The following is a 20,693-nucleotide window of genomic DNA, read 5'->3' as shown; positions in this document are numbered from 1 at the left end:
TGGGCGTTGGCGGCCAGCAGGTCGAAGTCGAGGTCTTCGACGGCTGCGCGGGCGGCCAGGAAGTCCTGGAAGGTGCGGTGGATGAAGTCGACCGTGTCCGGCGTGGGCTCGCGCAGCAGCCCGCTGCGGTCGCGCAGGTGGCAGTAGACGGAGGCGCTGTCGCCGAGCGCGGCGGCGGACGGCATCGCGGGCAGGGCGGCTGAGATCAGGCTCATGGCGTCGGAGATGTCCATCTCGGCCTGGCCGTTCTTCACCAGCCAGTACGCCAGCTTCTGGAGGAGCTGGATCTGCGGTTCCTCGGTGAGCGGGGTCGCCAGATCGCGTTCGCGGTCACGGCGGATCAGCAGCATGCCGAGGGCGGCGTCGTACAGCTCCTTGCGGCCGGTGGGGAGGTAGCCGCTGCGGTCGCGGTGCAGGGCGCAGATGAGGCCGCACATGAGCGGGTTCGTGGCGAGCCGGGCCAGGTCCTGCTTGGTGTGGAGGGCGTCGAGGAGGGTGCGCTGGTACGTGTCGAGGCGCGCCCGCTCCTCGGGCTCGTCGTCGGGGACGCTGGCGCGGGCGGCGTCGTGCCAGCGCTCGGTGAAGGCGCGGATGTCGCCCCGGCTCATGGGGGAGAGGGTCAGGTCGGTGAAGCCCTCGTCGGCGAGCCAGGAGTCGGAGACGGCCGTCGGGCGGGACGTGACCAGCCAGCGGTTGCCGGGATACGCGGCGAGCAGGCCGCGCAGCCAGTCGCCGACGCGCTCACGGGACCGTTCGTCGATCTCGTCCAGGCCGTCGATGAGGACCAGCCCGCGCCGTTCGGCCAGGACGTCGCTGCCAGCCGGTCGGGTCGGTGGTCACGACGCCGATCAGGACGTCACCCGCGAAGACGGCGGCGCCGGACATGCCCGCCCAGGGGGAGAGGCCGTCGGGGCGCGGCGCGGGCGGGGTGCCGTCGACGGCGAGTACGTCCCGGCCGCCGAGCAGGCCCGAGCCGGGCTTGTACGTACCGGTGAGCTGTTCGGTGTCGAGGCCGCCGCTCGCGTCGCGCTGGGCGTAGGGGAAGCCGATCGCCTGGCAGTCGGGGACGGGGGCGAGGGAGGACAGCATGGCCCACAGGTTGGGGCGACCGCGGGCGAAGGCGCTCTCGTCGGCCAGTGGTCGGGACGCGACGAGGACGGCCACGTCGGTGCCCGACGTGTTCTCGTACCAGCGGCCCGCGACGCGGCAGCTGGCCTCGCCCGCGCCGCCGAGCACGGTGACCCTGGCCTCGTCCGTGCCCGCCACGAGATGCGCGGCCGTCAGGACCAGCGTGGGCGTCAGCAGGTAGCCGCTGCCCTGGACGCCTCGGCTGCGGACGACCGTCAGCCGCTCCCGTAAGGGCCCGCTCACCGGGGGGGCCGGGGCGCGTCACCCGGCAGGGTGCCCTCGTCCGGGGCGGCGATCTCCACCGGCCGGCCCGTCGCCGCGTCCTTCGGGCGGAGCGTGAAGGAGACCGTGTGGGTGCGGCCCGTGGTGCGGGCGGTGTCGGCGCCCGCTTCGACGACCACGGCCTTGATCCCGCCGTGGCCGGTGCGGACGCGTTCGAGGGTGACGGCGAATTCCATGTGGATCTCGCCGACCTCGAAGCGGACGGCTTGGCCCGCGCCGCGGGCGGCGCCCGTGACGAGGCCGTGGCGGACGGCTTCGACGGCGTCGGCCAGGTCGATGGCGTCGAGCGGTGTGTGCGGCAGATCCGGCATGGAGCCCCCCTTGTGTCCGGGCCTCACGATAGGGGCGGGAATGTGACCCGCGCCACGAATTCGCTGAAGGGGGCGGGTTCTAAGGGGCGGGGAAGGGGCGCGGAAGTGGCGGCGGTCACAGGTCCTTGGTCCCGGTGGAATTCGCCGGATCGCGTGGCGAGGTGATGTGCCCCATGTGAGCCAGGCCACTTACTAAGCGAAATAGTGGCGGGTTCGCGGGGTGTGCGGAGCCTGTGGATCACGCACAGGCGGGGGACAGGGAAGTGAAGGAGCGGGGCCCTTGATGCCCGTTTTGGTGCGCCTTGAGTGCGGGGGCGTACCGGGCATTCGACGTAAAAAGGGTGAAGGGAAGGGCGGAATCCGAGAGGTCGGCACTACGACCGCGCTTAGTAATAGGGGTCCTTGTGGTCCGGCGGAATGCCGCGTTACCAAGGATGGGCAACGAGCCGCAGTCGGATGTTTCGGATCTCCGGACCTGTTGCTCCCCCCTTTCAGTGAGGTTGTTTCTTCATGCGCAAGAACTCGACGATGAACCGTGCCCCGAAGTCCGTCACCCGTGGCCGTGTCGCGGTAGTGACGGGCGGACTGGTCGCGGCGCTCGCCCTGGGCTCGACGGCGGCGATCGCCGCCGACACGCAGCACGAGGGATTCCTCGCCGCCGGGACGGCGAGCAGCATCTCCGACGTGGTGCAGAAGCAGGCCAGCGGCCAGCAGGCCACCGCGGCCAAGGTGAAGGCCGACGCCGCGAAGACCAAGGCCGCCAACGAGGCCAAGGCCAAGGCCGCGGCCGACGCCAAGAAGCGCGCGGACGCCAAGGCCGCCGCCGACCGCAAGGCCCGCAGCGCGTCCTGGGTGACCCCGACCAGCGGTTACGTGATCGGCGCGGGGTACGCGCAGGCCGGTCCGCACTGGGCGCACACCCACTCCGGCCAGGACTTCGTCGTGCCGAGCGGCACGAGCGTGCGGGCCGCGCACACCGGCACCGTCGTGACGGCGGGCTGGGGCGGCGCGTACGGCAACAACATCGTGATCAAGCACGCGGACAACACGTACTCGCAGTACGGCCACCTGTCGCACATCGGCGTGCACGTCGGCCAGAAGGTGGACACCGGCCAGGAGATCGGCAAGTCCGGCTCCACTGGCAACTCGACCGGTCCGCACCTGCACTTCGAGATCCGCAAGACCCCGTACTACGGCTCCTCCGTCGAGCCGCTGCACTTCCTGCGCGCGCACGGCGTGCACGTCTGACGTACATCTGACGTACGTCCGACGCACGTCCGACGCACGTCTGATCCCACCAGTCGTACAAGAGATCCAGTCGTACAAGAGAGACGGCGGCCGTCAACATCCGGCCGCCGTCTCTACCCGTGCGAGGCCCCTCGGAAGAGCCCCTCAGCACCTCGCAAGCTCAGCACCTCGCAAGCTCAGCCCCCTCAGACCCCCGCCTCGGCCTCCGCCTGCGCGACCAGGTCGAGCGCGACGTCGAGGATGGCGGCGCGCTTGGCGGCCGGATCGCCCTCGATGTCGCGCATCGCGAACATCCCGGCGTGCATGGCGAAGAGCGCGGTCATGCAGCGCACCTGCGCGGGCATCGGCCACTCCGGCTCCCTCAGCAGCCCGCTCAGCGAGCCGATCTTGCCCTTGAAGGACTCGCCGATGCTCAGCTCGCGCACCGTGGCCTGGTTCTCCTGGAAGAACCGGAACAGCGCCTCCGCGCCCCACAGCGCCTCGCTGTAGCGGCGCAGCACCTCCTGCTTGGTGGCCAGCGTGCGCGGCTGCTCGTTGCCCCAGGCGATCAGCGCGTCGACCGGTTTCGACAGGTCCTGCGCGATGCTGATGAGGATGTCTTCCTTGGTTTTGAAGTGGTAGTAGAGCGCCGCTTTGGTGACGTCCAGATGCTCGGCGATCTCGCGCAGTGAGGTCTTCTCGTAGCCCTGCTCCGCGAAGAGTTCGAGGGCGACGTCCTGGATGCGGCGGCGGGTGTCGCCGCGGCGGGTCTGCGCTGTGACCATGGCTGTGCACTCCTGCTGCGCTCGCGTCGGGCAGACGGAGCCCGACCGGCTCGACTGGCTGTACGGGGCATGACGGTACGGCCTTGGTCAAACCCTACGCACTTACTTGACGCCCGGCTAGTTACGCCCGTACCTTCATTCCGTACCTAGCTAGCCGGGCGGCAAGTAAGCGGACGGCGAAGTGAGTGTCGCCGGACCCGGAGAACCGCCCTCACCGGGGGAGGACCCACCGCCATGTCCCAGACCGACACCGCCGCCGCCGTCAAGGCGGAGCCGCGACAGCGCAGTGTGCGCGTCGTCATGGCGGGCCTGCTGATCGCGATGATGCTCGCGATGCTCGACAACATGATCATCGGTACCGCGATGCCGACGATCGTCGGCGAACTCGGCGGGCTCAACCACCTGTCGTGGGTCGTCACCGCCTACACGCTGGCCACCGCCGCCTCCACCCCCATCTGGGGCAAGCTCGGCGACATGTACGGCCGCAAGGGCATCTTCCTCACGTCCATCGTGCTGTTCCTGCTCGGCTCCGCGCTCTCCGGCATGTCGCAGACCATGGACCAGCTCATCAGCTTCCGCGCCGTCCAGGGCCTGGGCGCCGGCGGTCTGATGGTCGGCGTGATGGCGATCATCGGCGAGATGATCCCGCCCCGCGAGCGCGGCAAGTACCAGGGCATGATCGCCGGTGTCATGGCCATCGCCATGATCGGCGGCCCGCTCGTCGGCGGCAGCATCACCGACAACTGGGGCTGGCGCTGGAGCTTCTACATCAACCTGCCGATCGGCGTCGTCGCCCTCGCGATGGTCACCATCGTGCTGCACCTGCCGAAGAAGCGGCGCTCGGGCCGTATCGACTACTGGGGCGCGTCGCTGCTCACCGTCGCGATCACCTCGCTGGTCCTGCTCACCACCTGGGGCGGCACGCAGTACGCCTGGGGCTCCGCGCAGATCATCGGCCTGCTCGTGCTCGGCCTCGTCTCGCTCGCGGCCTTCCTCTACGCCGAGACCCGCGCCGCCGAGCCGGTGCTGCCGCTGCGGATCTTCCGCAACAGCAACTTCTCGCTGATCTCGCTGGTCGGCTTCATCGTCGGCTTCACGATGTTCGGCGCGATGACCTTCCTGCCGCTGTACCAGCAGACCGTCCAGGGCGCCTCCGCGACCAACTCGGGACTCCTGCTGCTGCCGCTGCTCAGCGCCATGCTCGTCGTCTCCATGGTCGCCGGACGCATCACCACCTCCACCGGCAAGTACAAGATCTTCCCGCTGGTCGGCGGCGCCTTCATGACCTTCGGCCTGTTCCTGCTCTCCACCATGGACGTCAACACCAGCCGCTTCACCTCCGGCCTCTACATGGCCGTACTGGGCGTCGGCATGGGCTTCGTCATGCAGATCACGATGCTGATCGCGCAGAACAGCGTCGAGATGAAGGACATCGGCGTCGGCTCCTCGTCCTCCACCCTCTTCCGCACGATCGGCGGCTCCTTCGGCGTCTCGCTCTTCGGCGCCCTGTTCACGCACACCGTCTCCCACGGCATGGCCTCCAGCGCCGCCGGAGCCGGTTCCGGGGCCGCTGGAGCCGGTGCCCAGCTCGACCGGGCCACCATCGCCAAGTTCCCGCCGGCCGTGAAGGACGCGTACTTCCACGCGGTCGCCGACGGCACCCACACCGTCTTCCTGTGGGGCGCCGTCATCAGCGTCGTCGGCTTCGCCGCGGCCTGGTTCATCACCGAGACCCCGCTGCGCGCCGCGGCCCCCAAGGCCGCCAGCTCCGAGGACGAACAGCCCCCGGTCCTGGCCGACGCCATCTGATCATCCGACCGTTACCCCGTACGAGCCCCGCGCCCGCCCCGGCCGACGCGGGGCTCGGTCGCGCCGCGGCTACGACGCGGCCTCGACCGCCTCGAAGATGTCCGCGTCCGTTTCCCGCTGCCAGGGCGGCAGTTCAGCCCAGTCCGCGACATACCCGGGCTTCGGGTCCTCGAAGTGCCGGTAGATCTGCGCGATCCAGCACGTCGCCACGAACCGCCCCTTCTGCTCCCGGCCGAGCCTGCCCGCGTGCCCGCCGCTCACCGCCAGGAACTCCCGCACCTGCCCCTCCACGGCCGCTGCCGACGCCCGCTCCCACTCCGGCGTCGCCTCCCACGGCGTCACGTACCCGGCCTTCGGCTCCCCCGGGAAGTGCCGGTGCACTCCGGTGATCCACGCCTCACGAAACAGGCGTCCAGGTTCTTGTGTCACGTTCGGACTCCCAACGCTGTCATGCGGTCCGACAACTCCCGGACCCGCCTGTCGGACACGTACGGCGTGAGATGACTCCTCAAGCCGTGCAGTTTTTGGATCATGTAACCCGACCTGGTCCGGTATGCCACGTCCACCGCGCCCGTCCCATGGCTCACCAGCCGGTCGATGTCCTTGCGGCGGGCACCGATCACGGCGAGGTCGGTGAGCACCGAGCCCTGGCGGCGCGGGGAGAGCGGTTCACGAAGCGCTCTCGTGAGAGCCTGCTCGGCCAGGTCCAGCCGACCCAGGGAGATATAGGCGGCCCCCCGTTCCTCCGCCAGTCGGTCGCCGGTGAAGCGCAGCCAGCCGCCGGGGGCGGGGCCGGTGAGATCCTGCACGCCGGCCGCCTCGTCCAGCGCGCGGTTGCAGCCGTCCGCGTCACCCAGCCCGGCGAGGACCTGCGCCCGCACGGATGCGACCCAGTGGCGGGTGGGCAGCTCACCGTCTCCGTTCCGCGCGAGGGCCGCGGCTGCCTCAAGCAGCGGAAGCGCCTCGTCGTACTGGCGCGCGTAGAGACTGACGAACGAGTGCCGGACCAGTGCACAGGCCCACAGATCCCGGTTCCCGGCTTCCTTGCTCGCGTCACCGGCCAGCAGGTAGCACTGAGCGGCTTCGGTGTACCGGTTCGCGTCGAACCAGACCTCGCCGGCGAGTTGGGCGATGTCGCCGACCATGCCGCACAGTTCGCGGTGCTCCGAGGCCCGCTGCCCTCCCCTCAGGGCAGAGGTGAGAGAGGCGAGTTGTTCCCGCACCAGCGGATACACCGACTGCTTGGTCGATGTCAGACCGTAGACGCTCCATAGATCGGCATTGAGCGTGCTGCGCTCACGCATGTCCTCGGTGGGAGCCGCACCGGTCTCGGGCGGCGCCAGGGGCTGCGGGAGCGCGACTATCGCCCCCGTGACGCTGACGAGTCGTAGGAACTCACGACGGATCATGTCCTCAAGAGTGCCTGAGTCGGGCTCCTGAACGAACGCGTTGTCGATATGGATTGGCCCGCCGTGTCCGGTCGCGGTCCTGGCCCTGGTCCGTCCGTACGTCGCCCGCCGGACGGTCACCGCGACTGTGCTGGTCGTGGCCCGCCGTGGGCTGAATCCCAGGTCGGTCAGGGAGCGACCGGTGAGTTTGTGCGGCACGCGCTCGTAGACAGGCCGGGGGCTGGCGACCTCTCCGCGCTCCCACGCCGCGATGAGGCGCGGAGTGCAGCCGGTGTTCTCGCCCAGAGTTGACGCCGTGGCGTTGACGTGTCGGGCGAACTCGGTCCGGCTCATGCGGAACTGAGCTTCCCGCACATCGCGGATGACGTTGTTGGGCTTGGCGTCTGCGGTCATCTCGGCTCCGGCACTTCAGCACGTTGACGGTCAGAACGTAGCTTCTGAAGCGGCACGTTGGAGGCTGGATGCCCGGTCGGGGCGACTCCGATGTGCGAATTGCATGCTTCTTACACGCCGGTGGCCACGCGATCGCCGGACGCTATCGGTTTTCCTCGATGAGCAACTACGAGCAACTACCAGAGACGCTGCTCATTCTGGAACGGAGATCGCCCATGCCGACCAAAACCGTTGCGCCTCGCGGCCGGCCCCGCATGATTGCGCGGCATCGCATCGCACTCGGGCTGAGGCCCGAACTCGCCGAGGTGGGCCGTGCGCGCCACGAGTTGCGTGACCGCCTGGCCGAGTGGCGACTGAGCGAGGCAGCGGACGTGGCGCTGATCGTGCTCAGCGAACTGGTCGGCAACGCGTTACAGCACGCGCCGTGCCCGAGCATCGCGTTGACCGTGACCGCAGCCGACGGTCACGTGCTGATCGAAGTACGCGACAGCTCGCGCCGTCCGCCGGTCATCGACCGCGGCCCCGATCGCTACGGCGAGACCGGTCGTGGGCTGCCGTTGGTGGCCGCGCTCTCGCGGGACTGGGGCTGGACACCGCACGAGAACGGCACGAAGACGACGTGGGCCGTCGTAGCCGCTTTGGTGCGCGAGCCCGCGTGACCGTCACCCCCCCCGTATTTCCGTGGAAGAGACCCGGCCCCCCGGTCGGGCAAGCCCCGGTTCGATTCCGGGCGACGCGACTTCGAGAACAACCATGGAGGGTCCGCCGTGAACGACTTCGTGCCCGCACCCTTACCCGTGTGCGGTGCCCGCCGCCTCTTACCCGACCAACTCGTGCCCGCGGCGCGGGCGTTCGCCCCGCCCGACACCACGGAGCCCGAGCACGTGGACCGCGACCTGCGATGCGTGCTCCAGGCCCACGCCGCAGGCGACCACCACGCGTACGTGATGCACATCGACGGCCGCGACACCGGTTCGGTCTGGGCCCGGTGGGACCGCAGCGAGAGGCCACTCGCCCTCACGGTGCTGCCCGACTGCCGGGTACGCGCGCCCGAACCGCTGGACGAGGGGTGCTGCCAGTACGCGGACCATCCCGGCGGCCACTGCTACGAACTCACCGACCCCTGGCAGCCAACGGCTGTCCCCGCGGCGTCCACCGCCCACCCGCGGGAGATGTAGACGCGTGCCATTCGACTGCGACCGACATTCGCGTGGCGGGAGGTCACTGGATTGTGCAAGCCCCGCGAAGTGCCGGACCCACGGCTACTCGCGGGGCAGCATCAGTTGCGCGACCGCGCCGCCGCCGTCCTCGGCGGGGACGTTGCGGAAGGTGAGGCGGGCGCCGAGGACGCGGGCCTGGCCGGTGGCGATCGTCAGGCCCAGGCCGTGGCCGCCGCCCGAGCGGGCGGCGGAGCCCGTACGGAAGCGGTTGGGGCCGTCGCGCAGGAGGTCCGGGGGGAAGCCGGGCCCGTGGTCGCGGACGCGCAGATAGGGGCCGTCGACCACCACCTCGACGGGGGCGCCGCCGTGCCGGGCGGCGTTGGCGAGCAGATTGCCGAGGATGCGCTCCAGGCGGCGCGGGTCGGTGGGCACGACGGCCTCCTCGGCCACCGTGACCGAGGCGTCCGGCGCCAGTGCCACGACGCGGCGGCGGACGAACTCGCCGAGCGCCAGCTCCTGGAGGTCGGCCTGTTCCGCGGCGCCGTCCAGCCGCGCCACCTCCAGGACGTCCTCGACCAGCGTCCGCAGCGCGTGCACGCGGTCGCGCACCAGCTCCGAGGGGCGGCCGGGCGGCAGCAGCTCGGCGGCGGTGACCAGACCGGTGACCGGCGTCCGCAGCTCGTGCGCGATATCGGCCGTCACCCGCCGCTCGGCCTCCAGCCGCAGTTGCAGCGCGTCGGCCATCGCGTCCACGGCCCGCGCCAGCTCGTCCGTCTCGTCCCGTACGCGCCGGCCGCCGATCGCCTCGCGCACCCGTACCTCGGTGTCGCCGTCCGCGACCTTGCGGGCCGCGACCGCCGCCTTCCGCAGCCGCCGCGACATCCGGCCGCCGATCAGCACGCCGATCGCCGTACCGCCGACGACGACCGCGAGCGACCCGGCCACCAGCGCCTGGTCGAGGTCGTCCAGCACGGAGTAGCGGTCGGTGAAACCGGTCTTCAGCGACAGCACCCGGCCGTCCGCGGCGGGCGTCTCCGCCCACACCATCGGGTGACCGCCGGTGTCCTGCACATACGTGGCGCGCTGCCCCTTGGCCGCGAACTCCTTCAGCTCGCGCGGCAGCTCCGGGTCGTCGATCTTGGCGTAGAAGACCAGCCGCCCGGTCGTCTCGTAGATCCGCAGCGCCGACTGGACGCGCTCGTCCTGGACGTCACGAGTGCTGTTGATCATGCTGACCCGCGCCGCGTTGTGCACGACCAGGCTCAGCGCGAGCGCGACCAGCGCCGACACCACGGCGATAGCCGCGGCGATCTTCCAGCGCAGACCGGCACGGAACCAGCGCGGGCCGGTACCGAAGCGGCGGGGGCCGGTACGCAAACGGCGCGGGGCTCCGGGGTACGAGGAGGCGGACGGCGAGTCCGCCGGACGGGACGGCACGCGACCTCAGGCCCGCAGCTTGTAGCCGAAACCGCGGACGGTCTCCAGCCGGTCCTGGCCGATCTTGGCGCGCAGCCGCTGCACATGAACGTCCACGACCCGCGTGTCGCCGCCCCACTCGTAGTCCCAGACCCGCTGGAGCAGCCGGTCGCGGGAGAGCACGGTGCCGGGCGCGCCCGCGAACTCAAGCAGCAGCCGCATCTCGGTCGGGGTCAGCGCCAGCCGCTCCCCGGCCCGCGTGACCACCATGCCCTCGGGATCGATCTCGATGTCCCCGAAGGAGAGCTGCGGCGCGTCGTCCAGCCCGTCGTCACCGCCCGCCGCCCGGAAGCGGCGCAGTACGGCGCGGATGCGCGCCACCAGCACCGCGCCGTCGAACGGCTTGGTCACGTAGTCGTCGGCCCCGGCCTCCAGGCCGAGCACGATGTCGATGGCGTCGGCCCGCGCCGACACCATGATCACCGGCACCGTCGACTCGTCCCTGATCCGGCGGCACAGCGACACGCCGTCCAGGCCCGGCACCATCACGTCGAGCAGCGCGAGGTCCGGCCTGCGGGCGCGGAAGGCCGTGAGCCCTTCGAGCCCGTCGGGCGCGGCCGTGACCTCGAAGCCGTCGCGTTCCAGCGCGAGAGTCGTCGCCTCGCGGATGACGTCGTCGTCCTCGACGAACAGGACATGAGTGGCGGCCACCGGGCTATTGTCCCTGGCCGTGCTGGACGGCGTCGCCGTCGGCCGACATCTGCGGGGCCGTCGAACCGGCAGCGGCGGGACTGCTCGGCCTGCCGGACACGCCGGAGGAGGGGGATTTGGCCGGCGCCGGGGTCGTGGTCTCCGCCGCCGGCACGCCGGGGTCGACCGGGTCCGACTTGGGCAGCGGCGCCGGGTCGGTCGAGGTCGGCTCGGGCGAGACGGTCGGGGTCCGCGCGCCGAAGTCCGAGAAGTCCCGCGCGACCTCGACGAAGCGCTGCCCGCGCCAGGCGTACGTGATCGACTCCTGCCCGGTCGGGTACGTCGCCGGGTCGTCGGTCCTGTACACCTCGTGGATGATCTGGAGCCGCCCGTCCTCGACGCTGCCGTAGACCGGCGGCTGCTCGTCCGCGAACACGTTCTGGTACTTGCCGTTGACCATCCGGTACACGTACGCGGCGATGCCGAGGCCGTCGCCGCACGTCGTCACGTTGATCACCAGGTCGGGGCCGTCGCCCGCCGTGAGGTCGCCCGAGTCGGTGTCCATCGGATAACCGGCCCCCACGCACGGCGTCAGATCCTCGCGTACGTCCGCGCTGACGCTGTTGTCCTTGCGCACCATCGTGGCCAGCGCCACCTGGTCGGCGACGATCGCCGGGGCGACGGTGGACGGCGTCTTCACCCGGGTGGCGGCCGGCGCCGGGCCCTCGCGGCGGGCGCCGGTGGCGGCCGTACCGCAGCCTGCGACCACGACGCACGCGCACGCCAGCGCGCCCGTCGCGAGAGTCGAGGCTACGCGGCCCACACGCCCTCCATGCGTTCCATCGGTTCCCGGCCGAGCGCGGCCGGGTCCAGCGGGTCGGTCGATCCGGCCGACCCGGTCGAGCCGGCCGTGCCGAGCGGAGCGGCCGCGCCGAGCGGTCCGGTCGCGTCCGTCGAATGAGCCGGGTGCGTCGAGTATGCCGATTCCGGTTGGGACGCGTCACGCCCGGCAGAGTCCCGGTCCACCGCGTCCAGCCGGGAGTAGCCGTAGCGGCCATGCTCCAGTTCGTACCGCAGCCGGGCCAGCGCCCGGTGCAGGGTGCTCTTCACCGTACCGGTCGACATGCCCAGCGCGCGGGCCGTCTCCTGGGTGGAGAGCTGGCCGTAGTGCCGCAGCATCACGACCTGCCGCTGCTTGGGCGCCAGCACCGTCATCACGTCGAGCAGCATCTCGCGGTCCGCGCGCTGCTCCGAGCCGTCGTCCACGCTCGCGTCCGGCAGCTCGCCGGTGGGCACCTCTTCCAGCTTCCGGTTCCGCCACCACTCGGTACGGGTGTTGATCATGACCCGGCGCATGTACGCGTCGGCCAGCGTCTTGTCGGCGATGCCCTCCCAGCGCGGATACGTCCGCACCAGCGCGGTCTGTACGAGGTCCTGCGCGTCGACCGGATTGGGCACCAGGCGGCGGGCGCTGCGCAGCAGGGCGTCCTGCCGAGTCCGCACGTACTCCTCGAACTCCAGTACCTCGCCGTTCCCCGCCATGGTGTGACTCCGTCCCGTGCCTGCCTGCCGCTGTCGTCGTTCCCTGCCGACATCGAGGACGCTACGGAGCGGATGTTGGGCTTTCGCCACCGCGAGCGCACAGCGGCCTCACAGCAACCCATCGGTTCTGTAACGGGTGGAATGCAAGCCGTGAATGGCTATGAATAGGAGCATTTCATGATGAAACGGGCATTTACGGACCCGAGAAGTCAGGCGTCACAGGGGGCGCGGCCCGCGAAAGCCGAGGTGGGAGTGGGGACGGGGGCGGGCACGCGGCACCGCCGGGGGAGGGCGCGCGGCACCGCCGGGCCCGGATCATCCGGAGACCGTGCCCGGCGGAGAGCTGTGACGGTTACGGCGCCGTGACGGATACGGCGCGGTGGCGGATACCGCGCGGTGGCGGATGCGGCGCTGAAGCGGATGCGGCGCGGTGGCGGATACGGCGGTGGCGGGTACGCCCTAGACCGGCAGCCGGTACACGCCGTCCGCCAGCGGCTCGACCAGGCCGTCCTCGACCAGGCCGTCCAGCGCCCGGGCCCGCTGCACCGGCTCGTGCCACACGGCGTCGAGCGCGGCCTGCGGTACGGGAGCGGTGGAGGCGCGCAGGACGGCCAGCAGCCGGCCGCGTACCTGCCGGTCGGTCCCGGCGTACGTCTGGCCCCGGCGCGGCGGCCCGTCGTGCGCGGGCGAACCGGCCAGCCGCCAGACGCAGCGCGCGGCGATCGGGCAGCGCCCGCACTCGGGGGAGCGGGCGGTGCACACCAGCGCGCCCAGCTCCATGGTGGCCGCCGCCCACCGCGCCGCGACCGGCTCCTCGGCCGGGAGGAGCGTCTGGGCGGTCCGCCGCTCGGCGGCCGTCGTCGCGTTCGGCGGATACGCGGTGCCGGTCACCGCGCGGGCGAAGACCCGCCGCACATTGGTGTCGAGCACGATGTGCCGCCGCCCGTACGCGAAAGACGCCACGGCCGCCGCCGTGTACTCCCCGACACCGGGCAGGGCCAGCAACTGGCCGTGGTCCTCGGGGACTTCGCCGTTGTGCTGGGCCGCTATGGCGGTGGCCGCCGCGTGCAGCCGCAGCGCGCGGCGCGGATAGCCGAGCCGCCCCCAGGCGCGTACCGCCTCGCCGGGCGACTCCGCCGCGAGGTCGGCCGGGCGGGGCCAGCGGGCCAGCCACTCCTGGTGCACCGGCAGCACCCGGACGACCGGCGTCTGCTGGAGCATGAACTCACTGACCATCACCGACCACGCGCCCGCGTCCGACCGCCGCCAGGGCAGATCGCGGGCGTGCTCGCCGAACCAGTCGATCACCAGGTCGTGCAGTTCGGTGACGGCGGCCGGGGGAGCCGGGGGGACCGCCGAACCCGCGGGGGCGGCCGGGGACGTGCGGGCTGAGGTGCTGACGGAAGCGTCGCGGATGTCGGTGCTCATGTCCTCCCGATCCTCGCACAGGCCACTGACAGCGACCGGCCGTCCCCTTAAACGTGATGATCGGCAAAGACCGGCCGCCGAGCGGCGGGTGTTGCGGCGAGGCGCGGGTGATCTCCCCTAGAGTTCGGGTGTGGGCTCAATGCGCAATCCCGTCGGACCTCTGCCGTCGACCATCTACTGGCGGCGGCGGGCCGTTGCGCTGTGTGTGCTCGCGCTCGTCGCCCTGCTGATCTTCTGGCTGGTCAACTCGACCGGCGGGGGCGGCGGTAGCGGCAACAACGGCTCCTCGGGCACCCACACGCCGGTCGGCACGATCACGCCGGGCCCCGAGCCGACCGGTACGCACATCACCGGGCGCCCCGGTGGCCGCGACACCTCGGGCGGCGACAGCGGCGGCTCCTCCGGTTCCTCCGCGGGCTCCTCCGGCTCCGACGGCGGCTCCAATGGCGGCTCCAACGGCGGTGCCACGGACGGAAGTTCGGCCGGTGCCGGTTCCTCGGGCGGCAACGACGGCGGTACGTCGGGTACGGCGGGCACCTCGTCGTCCGGCGGCGCGGCCTCCGGCGGTGTCGCCACCGGCGGCGGCTCGGGCAACGGCGGCTCGGGCGGTCAACTGCCCGCCGGCTCCACGCTCCCCGACTGCTCGCCCGGCAGCGTCCAGCTCTCGCTGCGCAGCGTCCAGAACTCCTACTCGCCGGACGAGACCCCCGTCTTCGAGCTGCGCGCCGCGAATTCCGGATCCGTCTCCTGCAAGGTCGACTTCGGCCCCGCCAAGGCCGTCTTCACGATCACCTCGACCGCGGGCAACGCCCACACCTGGGCCTCCGACGACTGCCCCACCGCGGGCAGCGGCTCCTACCTCCTCCAGGTGCCCGCCCACGGCTCCACGACGTACACGCTCCGGTGGAACGCCAAGACCAGCTCCCCGAAGTGCGCGACCCCCAAGGGGAGCGCTGCGGCACCCGGCACCTACCTGATCCAGGCCCGGCTCTCCGGCTACGGCGCCAAGCAGGTCTCCTTCGTCCTCTCCCAGGACTAGCCCCGGGGGGCCCGGCCCCCCGGCCGTCCCGGTCCGCCGCTTCGTGTGGGCGGCGGACGAGGTCGGGGCGCTTCCGGTCCCCGAGGCAGCTGACTCCAGCGGTACGCCTAGACGTACCGCTCCAGGATGGACGACTCGGCGAGGCGGGAGAGGCCCTCGCGGACGGAGCGGGCGCGGGCCTCGCCGACGCCGTCGACCGTCTGGAGGTCGTCGACGCTCGCGGCGAGCAGCTTCTGGAGGCCGCCGAAGTGCTCGACCAGGCGCTCGATGACGGTGTTGGGCAGCCGGGGCACCTTGGCGAGGAGCCGGTAACCGCGCGGCGAGACGGCGGAGTCGAGGGATTCGGGGGAGCCGGTGTAACCCAGGGCCCGTGCCACGGTGGTGAGTTCGATGAGTTCGCTCTGCGGCAGCGAGTCGAGTTCGGCCATCGCCTCGTTGACCGTACGGCTGCGCTTGGCGGTCGGCTCCGGCACGTAGTCGCGGGCGACCAGTTCGCGCTCGGGCTCGACGCCCGCGATCAACTCGTCCAGTTGCAGGGCGAGAAGCCGTCCGTCGGTACCCAACTCGATGACGTACTCGGCGATTTCGGTGGCGATCCGGCGGACCATCTCCAGGCGCTGGGCGACGGCGGTGACATCGCGCACCGTCACCAGGTCCTCGATCTCCAGCGCGGACAGCGTGCCCGCGACCTCGTCGAGGCGCAGCTTGTACCGTTCGAGCGTGGCCAGCGCCTGGTTGGCGCGGGAGAGGATCGCGGCGGAGTCCTCCAGGACGCGGCGCTGCCCGTCCACGTAGAGCGCGATCAGCCGCATCGACTGGCTGACCGAGACGACGGGGAAGCCGACCTGCTTGCTGACCCGGTCGGCGGTGCGGTGCCGGGTGCCGGTCTCCTCGGTGGGGATGGTCGGATCGGGGACGAGCTGCACGCCCGCGCGCAGGATCTTCGTCATGTCCTTGTCGAGGACCAGCGCGCCGTCCAGCTTGCACAGCTCGCGCAGCCGGGTCGCGGTGAACTCCACGTCCATCACGAAGCCGCCGGAGCACAGTGACTCCACGGTCTTGTCCATGCCCAGCACGATGAGGCCGCCGGTGTTGCCGCGCAGGATGCGCTCCAGGCCGTCACGGAGCGAGGTGCCGGGTGCGACGGCGCTCAAAGAGGCGCGCATCAGCCCGGCGTCGGCGCCGAAAACCCCGCCGGACCTGCCGGGGGAGTCGCCCGATGCCCTTCGGGCCGGGGGAGGGCCCCCTGCCCGGTCATTGGCTGCCACTCTGCAATCCTCCGGTCGCTACGGATGCCCAATGGGCGAGACCAGGGCAAAGTTTACGGCTTCCGGGGGGCGCGGCGCGGGCCGGACGGCTCCTACCGGGGTCCCGCGACGGTCCTACGGGGGTCCCGCGACGGCGCGCGGGCTCTCCCGGGAGCGCGCGCGAGGCCCCGCACGACCGTGTGCCGGGCCTTCCGTGACTGTACGCCGCGCGCAACCCGAACGGGTGCCGGGTGTTCCCCGGAACCGCGAGCCGGGCGTTCTCCGGGAAGGGGCGCGGGGCGTTCCCCCGTGCCCGCGAGCCGGGCGCCCGCGGCCGTACAGCCGTGCAGCCGTGCAGCCGTGCAACCGTACGGCCGTACGGCCGTACGAACGCGGACGTCTGCACGGCCGTAGGGGCACCGGCGTCCGCGGCCGTACCGGCGTACGCCGTGGCGCTACGACCGTGCGGTCCGCTTCGGCAGGGCCCGCAGCGCGTCCCCTATGTCCGCGACCTCCACCACCTTCATGCCCGCCGGGATCTTGCCGGGGTCCGGCGGTACGAGGGCGTGGGTGAAGCCGAGCCGGGCCGCCTCCGACAGGCGGCGCTGCACGCCGGTGACGCGCCTGACCTCACCGGCCAGGCCCACCTCGCCGATCGCCACCAGGTTCTTCGGCAGCGGGGTGTCGATGGCGGCGCTGGCCAGCGCGAGCGCCACCGCGAGGTCGGCGGCGGGCTCGGTGAGTTTCACGCCGCCCACGGTCGCGGTGTAGATGTCCTGCTTGCCGATGGCCTTGATCCGGCCGCGCTGTTCGAGCACCGCGAGCATCATCGACACGCGCGAGTTCTCCAGACCGGAGGTGGTGCGGCGCGGCGAGGGGATCTGGGTGTCGACGGTCAGCGCCTGCACCTCGGCGACCAGCGGGCGGCGGCCCTCCAGCGTCACGGTCAGGCAGGTGCCGGGCACCGGCTCGTCGCGCCGGGTGAGGAAGAGGCCGGACGGATCGGCCAGGCCGGTGATGCCCTCGTCGTGCAGTTCGAAGCAGCCGACCTCGTCCGTGGCGCCGTAACGGTTCTTGATGCCGCGGATCAGCCGCAGCCGCGCGTGCCGGTCGCCCTCGAAGCTGAGCACCACGTCGACCAGGTGCTCCAGCAGTCGCGGGCCCGCGATCGAGCCGTCCTTGGTGACGTGGCCGACCAGGATGGTCGACATCCCGCGGTCCTTCGACGCGCGGATCAGCGCGCCCGCGACCTCGCGGATCTGCGCGGTGCCGCCGGGCGCGCCGTCCAGTTCGGCCGACGCGACGGTCTGCACGGAGTCCAGCACCAGCAGCGCCGGCTTCACGTCGTCCAGGTGACCGAGAACGGCCGAAAGATCCGTCTCCGCGGCCAGATACAGATGGTCGGCGAGCGCGCCGATCCGGTCCGCGCGCAGCCGTACCTGCGAGGCGGACTCCTCACCGGTCACGTACAGGGTCGCGCCCTGCGCGCTGGACGCCTTCGCCGCCACGTCGAGCAGCAGCGTGGACTTGCCGACGCCGGGCTCGCCCGCGAGCAGGACGACGGCGCCGGGCACCAGGCCGCCGCCGAGCACGCGGTCCAGCTCCGGCACGCCCGTGGAGCGCGCGGTCGCCTGCCGCCCGTCGACCTGGCCGATCGGCCGCGCCGCCGTCGTCACCCGGCCGGGAGCGGTGGTCCGTACGGCGGGCGCGGCGCCGAACTCCTCCACCGTCCCCCACGCCTGGCACTCGCCGCAGCGGCCCAGCCACTTCAGCGCCGTCCAGCCGCACTCGGTGCAGCGGTAGGAGGGACGGTCCTTCGAGACGGTCTTACGGGCAGCCATGCCGCCCACCGTAGCGGGAGGGTCCGACAAGGCGGCCGGACCGGCTCCTGCGGCTGCCGGGGGCGCTCAAGGGGGCGTGCGGCGGGGACATCGAGCGCGCGCACGTGCGTTCACTCGTAAGAATGACGGAGCTGTCCCCTTTTGGGCAGCATCACTACCCATAAGGATTAATGCACGCCAGGAGAGCTGAACCGGGGGCCGTACCGGGCCTACCGTCGCCCGGTGATGAGCAGGCAGGAGACCCCCACCCAGAACCAGACGACCGGCGCACACCGCAAGCATCGCGCGCCGGCCGGCCGGGCCGCCCGCAAGGACACGCCGGGCGGCGAGGCGCCGCGCACCGAGGCGCCGCGTCCGGAGGGACCGCGCGTGGAGGGAGCGCGCGTGTCCCGCAAGGAGGCCCGCGGCGACGCGCGCAAGGAGCCGTCGCGCAAGGACACCCGTAAGGACGCCCGTAAGGACGCCCGTAAGGACGCCCGTAAGGACGCCCGCAAGGACGTCCGCCGGGAAGCGACGCACAAGGCGCACGACCGTCAACGCCCGCACGGCACGCTCCCCATGCAGCCGCCCGCGCACTACGAGCCGTATCTGGACGGCCTGTTCACGTACTGCCTGTCGATCCTGTGCGAGCACGACGCGGCGGCCGGGGCGCTCGGCGAGGTGCTGGCGCTCGCCGAACGGCAGCGCGGCCACCTGCGCGACCCGAAGCTGCTCCGCCCCTGGCTGTACGCGCTCGCCCGCTGGACCTGCCTGCGCCGGCTCGCCGCCGGGCCGCCGGAGCCGCCGAGCACGTCGGTCGCCGTCGCCGGGCAGCGGCACGCCCAACTCGCCGCGCTCGCCTGGCCCGAGGCCGCGGGCACCACGCCCGAGCAGCGCGAGGCCCTGGAGTTGGCGGTCCGCCACCAACTCCCGCCGCACGAAGTCGCCGCCGTCCTCGGCATCGACGCCGACACCGCGCGCGGCCTGCTCGCCCGCGCCGCCTGCGAGGTGGAGCGGACCCGCACCGCGCTGTCCGTCGTGGACACCGGCAACTGCGCCGCCCTCGCCCAGATCGCGGGCGAGACCAAGGTATTGCTCGGTACGGCGCTGCGCACCGAACTCGTCAGGCACGTCGACGACTGCCCGGTGTGCAGGCGTACGGCGGAACGCGTCGTCGCCGCGGGGCCCTGGCCGGGGGCCTCGGGCGTACCGGGCGCTCCGGGGGCCGGGTCCACCGCCGTCCTCGCCCTCATCGAGGCGCCGCGCTCGGCCGCGTACGCCGCCCTGCTGCACGCCATGGACGCCGGGGCCGGGCGCTCCCGCGACGCCACCCCGCGCTTCGACCGGCGCGGCTTCCCCATGGACCTCAAGGACCGCGCCGCCCGCCGCGCGCAGCTCAGGCACCGGGCCGTCACCAGTACGGTCGTCGCGGCCGTCGTCGCCGCGCCCGTACTCGCCCTGTGGGCCGCCTATCACGCGGCGCCGCTCGGCGCCGACGCGCCCGGCACGGACCGCGCCGCCAGCGAGCCCGACGGTCTCAACGGCGACCCGTACCAGGAGGCGGGCAGCTCCCGGCAGGCCCCCGACCCCCAGCGCTCCGGCGGTACGGACACCCCGGCGCCGGTCCTCACCACGACCGTCTCGACCGACCCCACGGCCGCCGGCTCGGCGTCCCCCGGCGGCAGTACGCTCACCGTCACCGCCAGCGGCACCACCGTCACCCTGACCGCGCGCGGCGCGGCCCCCGTGCACTGGACGGCCGACACCGCCGCGTTCTGGATCCGGCTCTCCGCGACCTCGGGCGACCTGCGGCCCGGAGAATCGGTCACTCTCACCCTGAGCGTCGACCACGCCCTGGAGCCCTCCGGCTCCTGGACCGCCCGCATCGCCTTCTCCCCGGCGCACGCGACCGTGATCCTGCGCGGCTCCTCCACCCGCAATGTGCCGCCGCCCGCCTCCGACTCCCCGACCACCCCGCCGCCGTCCTCGTCCTCCCCGACGACGCCCCCGCCGACCACGCCTCCGCCGACGACCCCGCCGCCCACCACCCCGCCCCCGACGACACCTCCGCCGACGACCGCGCCGCCCACGACCGACGCCCCCAGCACCGCGCCGGAGTCGCCGAGCCCGGCCGGATAGCCGTACGGCGAAAGGGTGTTACTCCTGAGTAGCCGTACTCATGCCGGGCCGCCCGCGCGGCGGGACGATGAGCGGCATGGGGAAATTCACCGGCACGGTCGTGGTCACCCTCGTCACCGTCGGAACACTCGCCGTCGTCCACGCCGTCGGCGCACCGCTGTCCACCGTCCTCGGCACCGCCGCGGGCCTGCTCGGCCTGCTCTGGCTGCTCCTTCTGCTGACCGTGCCGTGGAACCTCTACTTCCGCGCCCACGCCGTCCTCGCCGAGATCCGGACCAGCCGCGAAAAGGGCCTGACCGTCTCCCCGGAACGCGACACCGAGGCCGGGCGGATCGCCCGCCTGATGCTGCGCGTCGCCCTCGCGGGACACCTCGTCACGGCCGCCCTCGCGGTCGCCGTCGCCGCGGCGACCGGCCGCGCCGCCGGCTACTGGCTCGCCGGATTCTTCCTGCTGAGCACCGTCTTCCGGCCCGCCGGCGCCTGGTTCGCGGCGCTGCGGCGCCGCCTCGGCACCCTCCTGAAGGACGTCACCTACCCGCGCGACGACGTCCTCGCCCTGCGCGCCACCGTCACCCGCGTCGAGAGCGGCGCCAAGGTCCTGGAGGGCAAGGCCGAGGAGCAGTACCACGCGCTCGGCGAACTCCGGTCCGCGGTCGACGCGTTGGGCCTGTCGGTCTACGCGCGGGCCGACGGGACCGACCGCCGGATCGCCGCGCTGGCGCGGGAGTTCGAGGCGACGGTGAACCGGCTGACCGACAACACCGAGATCATCGCCGGTCTGAAGGCGTTTCTGCGGCTGCTGCGGACGGAGGACGGGGTGCTGCCGTAACGGCCTTGGTCGGTACGGCCTTTGACGCGGGGCGTCATG

At 72.2% G+C, this 20,693-nt stretch carries 19 protein-coding genes and 1 pseudogene; 7 read left to right on the top strand and 13 right to left on the bottom strand.

Annotation, left to right across the window (positions count from 1 at the left end; all coding sequences use genetic code 11):
• Positions 1-620 precede the first annotated feature (620 nt).
• The 3 genes and pseudogenes from ACIO6U_RS31745 to ACIO6U_RS31735 form a co-directional block, all read right to left on the bottom strand.
• A pseudogene (locus tag ACIO6U_RS31745) lies at positions 621-761 on the bottom strand (hypothetical protein); the annotation flags it as partial.
• The gene (locus tag ACIO6U_RS31740; protein WP_401724359.1) at positions 742-1,371 is read right to left on the bottom strand and encodes a hypothetical protein; all 630 of its coding nucleotides are present in this window, start codon (positions 1,369-1,371) and stop codon (positions 742-744) included. The pseudogene ACIO6U_RS31745 and the gene ACIO6U_RS31740, both read right to left, overlap by 20 nt.
• Positions 1,368-1,721, bottom strand: coding sequence for a trypco2 family protein (locus ACIO6U_RS31735; protein WP_391049637.1), 354 nt, complete (start codon positions 1,719-1,721; stop codon positions 1,368-1,370). The genes ACIO6U_RS31740 and ACIO6U_RS31735 overlap by 4 nt, the downstream gene beginning before the upstream one ends.
• A 510-nt stretch (positions 1,722-2,231) precedes the next feature.
• On the opposite strand from ACIO6U_RS31735, the gene ACIO6U_RS31730 reads away from it, so the two are divergent.
• Positions 2,232-2,969, top strand: coding sequence for a M23 family metallopeptidase (locus ACIO6U_RS31730; protein ID WP_401724356.1), 738 nt, complete (start codon positions 2,232-2,234; stop codon positions 2,967-2,969).
• A 185-nt stretch (positions 2,970-3,154) separates the two neighbouring features.
• Here the strand turns inward: ACIO6U_RS31730 and ACIO6U_RS31725 are convergent, their stop codons facing one another.
• Positions 3,155-3,733, bottom strand: a complete 579-nt coding sequence (locus ACIO6U_RS31725; protein ID WP_355342276.1) for a helix-turn-helix domain-containing protein — start codon at positions 3,731-3,733, stop codon at positions 3,155-3,157.
• Positions 3,734-3,967: 234 nt separating this feature from the next.
• Between ACIO6U_RS31725 and ACIO6U_RS31720 the strand changes: the two genes are divergently transcribed.
• A complete protein-coding gene (locus ACIO6U_RS31720; protein WP_391049634.1) occupies positions 3,968-5,542 on the top strand; it encodes a DHA2 family efflux MFS transporter permease subunit in 1,575 nt (524 codons plus the stop codon).
• Between the two features lie 69 nt (positions 5,543-5,611).
• Here ACIO6U_RS31720 and ACIO6U_RS31715 read toward each other — a convergent pair whose 3' ends face one another.
• Both ACIO6U_RS31715 and ACIO6U_RS31710 read right to left on the bottom strand, forming a co-directional pair.
• On the bottom strand, positions 5,612-5,971 hold the full coding sequence (locus ACIO6U_RS31715) for a hypothetical protein (protein ID WP_355342282.1): 360 nt from the start codon (positions 5,969-5,971) through the stop codon (positions 5,612-5,614).
• Entirely contained in the window at positions 5,968-7,344 is a 1,377-nt protein-coding gene (locus tag ACIO6U_RS31710) for a transcriptional regulator (protein WP_401724352.1), read from the bottom strand. The genes ACIO6U_RS31715 and ACIO6U_RS31710 overlap by 4 nt, the downstream gene beginning before the upstream one ends.
• 158 nt (positions 7,345-7,502) lie before the next feature.
• Here ACIO6U_RS31710 and ACIO6U_RS31705 point away from each other — a divergent pair, with 158 nt between their 5' ends.
• Together ACIO6U_RS31705 and ACIO6U_RS31700 are read left to right on the top strand one after the other, a co-directional pair.
• On the top strand, positions 7,503-8,003 hold the full coding sequence (locus tag ACIO6U_RS31705; protein WP_401724350.1) for an ATP-binding protein: 501 nt from the start codon (positions 7,503-7,505) through the stop codon (positions 8,001-8,003).
• A 108-nt stretch (positions 8,004-8,111) separates the two neighbouring features.
• Positions 8,112-8,522, top strand: coding sequence for a hypothetical protein (locus ACIO6U_RS31700; RefSeq protein WP_401724347.1), 411 nt, complete (start codon positions 8,112-8,114; stop codon positions 8,520-8,522).
• An 84-nt stretch (positions 8,523-8,606) separates the two neighbouring features.
• Here the strand turns inward: ACIO6U_RS31700 and ACIO6U_RS31695 are convergent, their stop codons facing one another.
• From ACIO6U_RS31695 to ACIO6U_RS31675, 5 genes are all read right to left on the bottom strand, one after another.
• Complete coding sequence (locus ACIO6U_RS31695; RefSeq protein ID WP_391049787.1) at positions 8,607-9,881, bottom strand: ATP-binding protein; 1,275 nt, start codon at positions 9,879-9,881, stop codon at positions 8,607-8,609.
• Positions 9,882-9,947: 66 nt separating this feature from the next.
• The gene (gene cseB, locus ACIO6U_RS31690) at positions 9,948-10,631 is read right to left on the bottom strand and encodes a two-component system response regulator CseB (RefSeq protein WP_355342294.1); all 684 of its coding nucleotides are present in this window, start codon (positions 10,629-10,631) and stop codon (positions 9,948-9,950) included.
• Between the two features lie 4 nt (positions 10,632-10,635).
• Positions 10,636-11,433: a hypothetical protein gene (locus ACIO6U_RS31685; protein ID WP_355342297.1), complete on the bottom strand. Its 798-nt coding sequence runs from the start codon at positions 11,431-11,433 to the stop codon at positions 10,636-10,638.
• Complete coding sequence (locus ACIO6U_RS31680; protein WP_391049628.1) at positions 11,421-12,152, bottom strand: SigE family RNA polymerase sigma factor; 732 nt, start codon at positions 12,150-12,152, stop codon at positions 11,421-11,423. Before ACIO6U_RS31680 ends, ACIO6U_RS31685 begins: the two co-directional genes overlap by 13 nt.
• Positions 12,153-12,611: 459 nt before the next feature.
• Complete coding sequence (locus ACIO6U_RS31675) at positions 12,612-13,580, bottom strand: A/G-specific adenine glycosylase (RefSeq protein ID WP_401724343.1); 969 nt, start codon at positions 13,578-13,580, stop codon at positions 12,612-12,614.
• Positions 13,581-13,719: 139 nt separating this feature from the next.
• Here ACIO6U_RS31675 and ACIO6U_RS31670 point away from each other — a divergent pair, with 139 nt between their 5' ends.
• Positions 13,720-14,619: a hypothetical protein gene (locus tag ACIO6U_RS31670; protein ID WP_401724341.1), complete on the top strand. Its 900-nt coding sequence runs from the start codon at positions 13,720-13,722 to the stop codon at positions 14,617-14,619.
• 107 nt (positions 14,620-14,726) lie between these two features.
• Here ACIO6U_RS31670 and disA read toward each other — a convergent pair whose 3' ends face one another.
• Together disA and radA are read right to left on the bottom strand one after the other, a co-directional pair.
• Positions 14,727-15,887 carry a DNA integrity scanning diadenylate cyclase DisA gene (gene disA / locus ACIO6U_RS31665; protein ID WP_391049623.1) on the bottom strand — a complete coding sequence of 387 codons (1,161 nt, stop codon included), beginning with the start codon at positions 15,885-15,887 and terminating at the stop codon, positions 14,727-14,729.
• A 434-nt stretch (positions 15,888-16,321) separates the two neighbouring features.
• A complete protein-coding gene (gene radA / locus ACIO6U_RS31660) occupies positions 16,322-17,707 on the bottom strand; it encodes a DNA repair protein RadA (protein WP_355342306.1) in 1,386 nt (461 codons plus the stop codon).
• Between the two features lie 225 nt (positions 17,708-17,932).
• Between radA and ACIO6U_RS31655 the strand changes: the two genes are divergently transcribed.
• Both ACIO6U_RS31655 and ACIO6U_RS31650 read left to right on the top strand, forming a co-directional pair.
• A complete protein-coding gene (locus ACIO6U_RS31655; RefSeq protein ID WP_401724338.1) occupies positions 17,933-19,825 on the top strand; it encodes a hypothetical protein in 1,893 nt (630 codons plus the stop codon).
• 76 nt (positions 19,826-19,901) lie between these two features.
• Positions 19,902-20,654, top strand: coding sequence for a hypothetical protein (locus tag ACIO6U_RS31650; RefSeq protein ID WP_355342312.1), 753 nt, complete (start codon positions 19,902-19,904; stop codon positions 20,652-20,654).
• Positions 20,655-20,693: the final 39 nt, after the last annotated feature.

Origin of the sequence: Streptomyces sp. NPDC087422, assembly GCF_044744145.1 — a bacterium.
Classification (GTDB): Bacteria; Actinomycetota; Actinomycetes; order Streptomycetales; family Streptomycetaceae; genus Actinacidiphila.
Note: the sequence above shows the minus strand (reverse complement) of the source record. Positions and strands in the feature narration are given on the sequence as shown.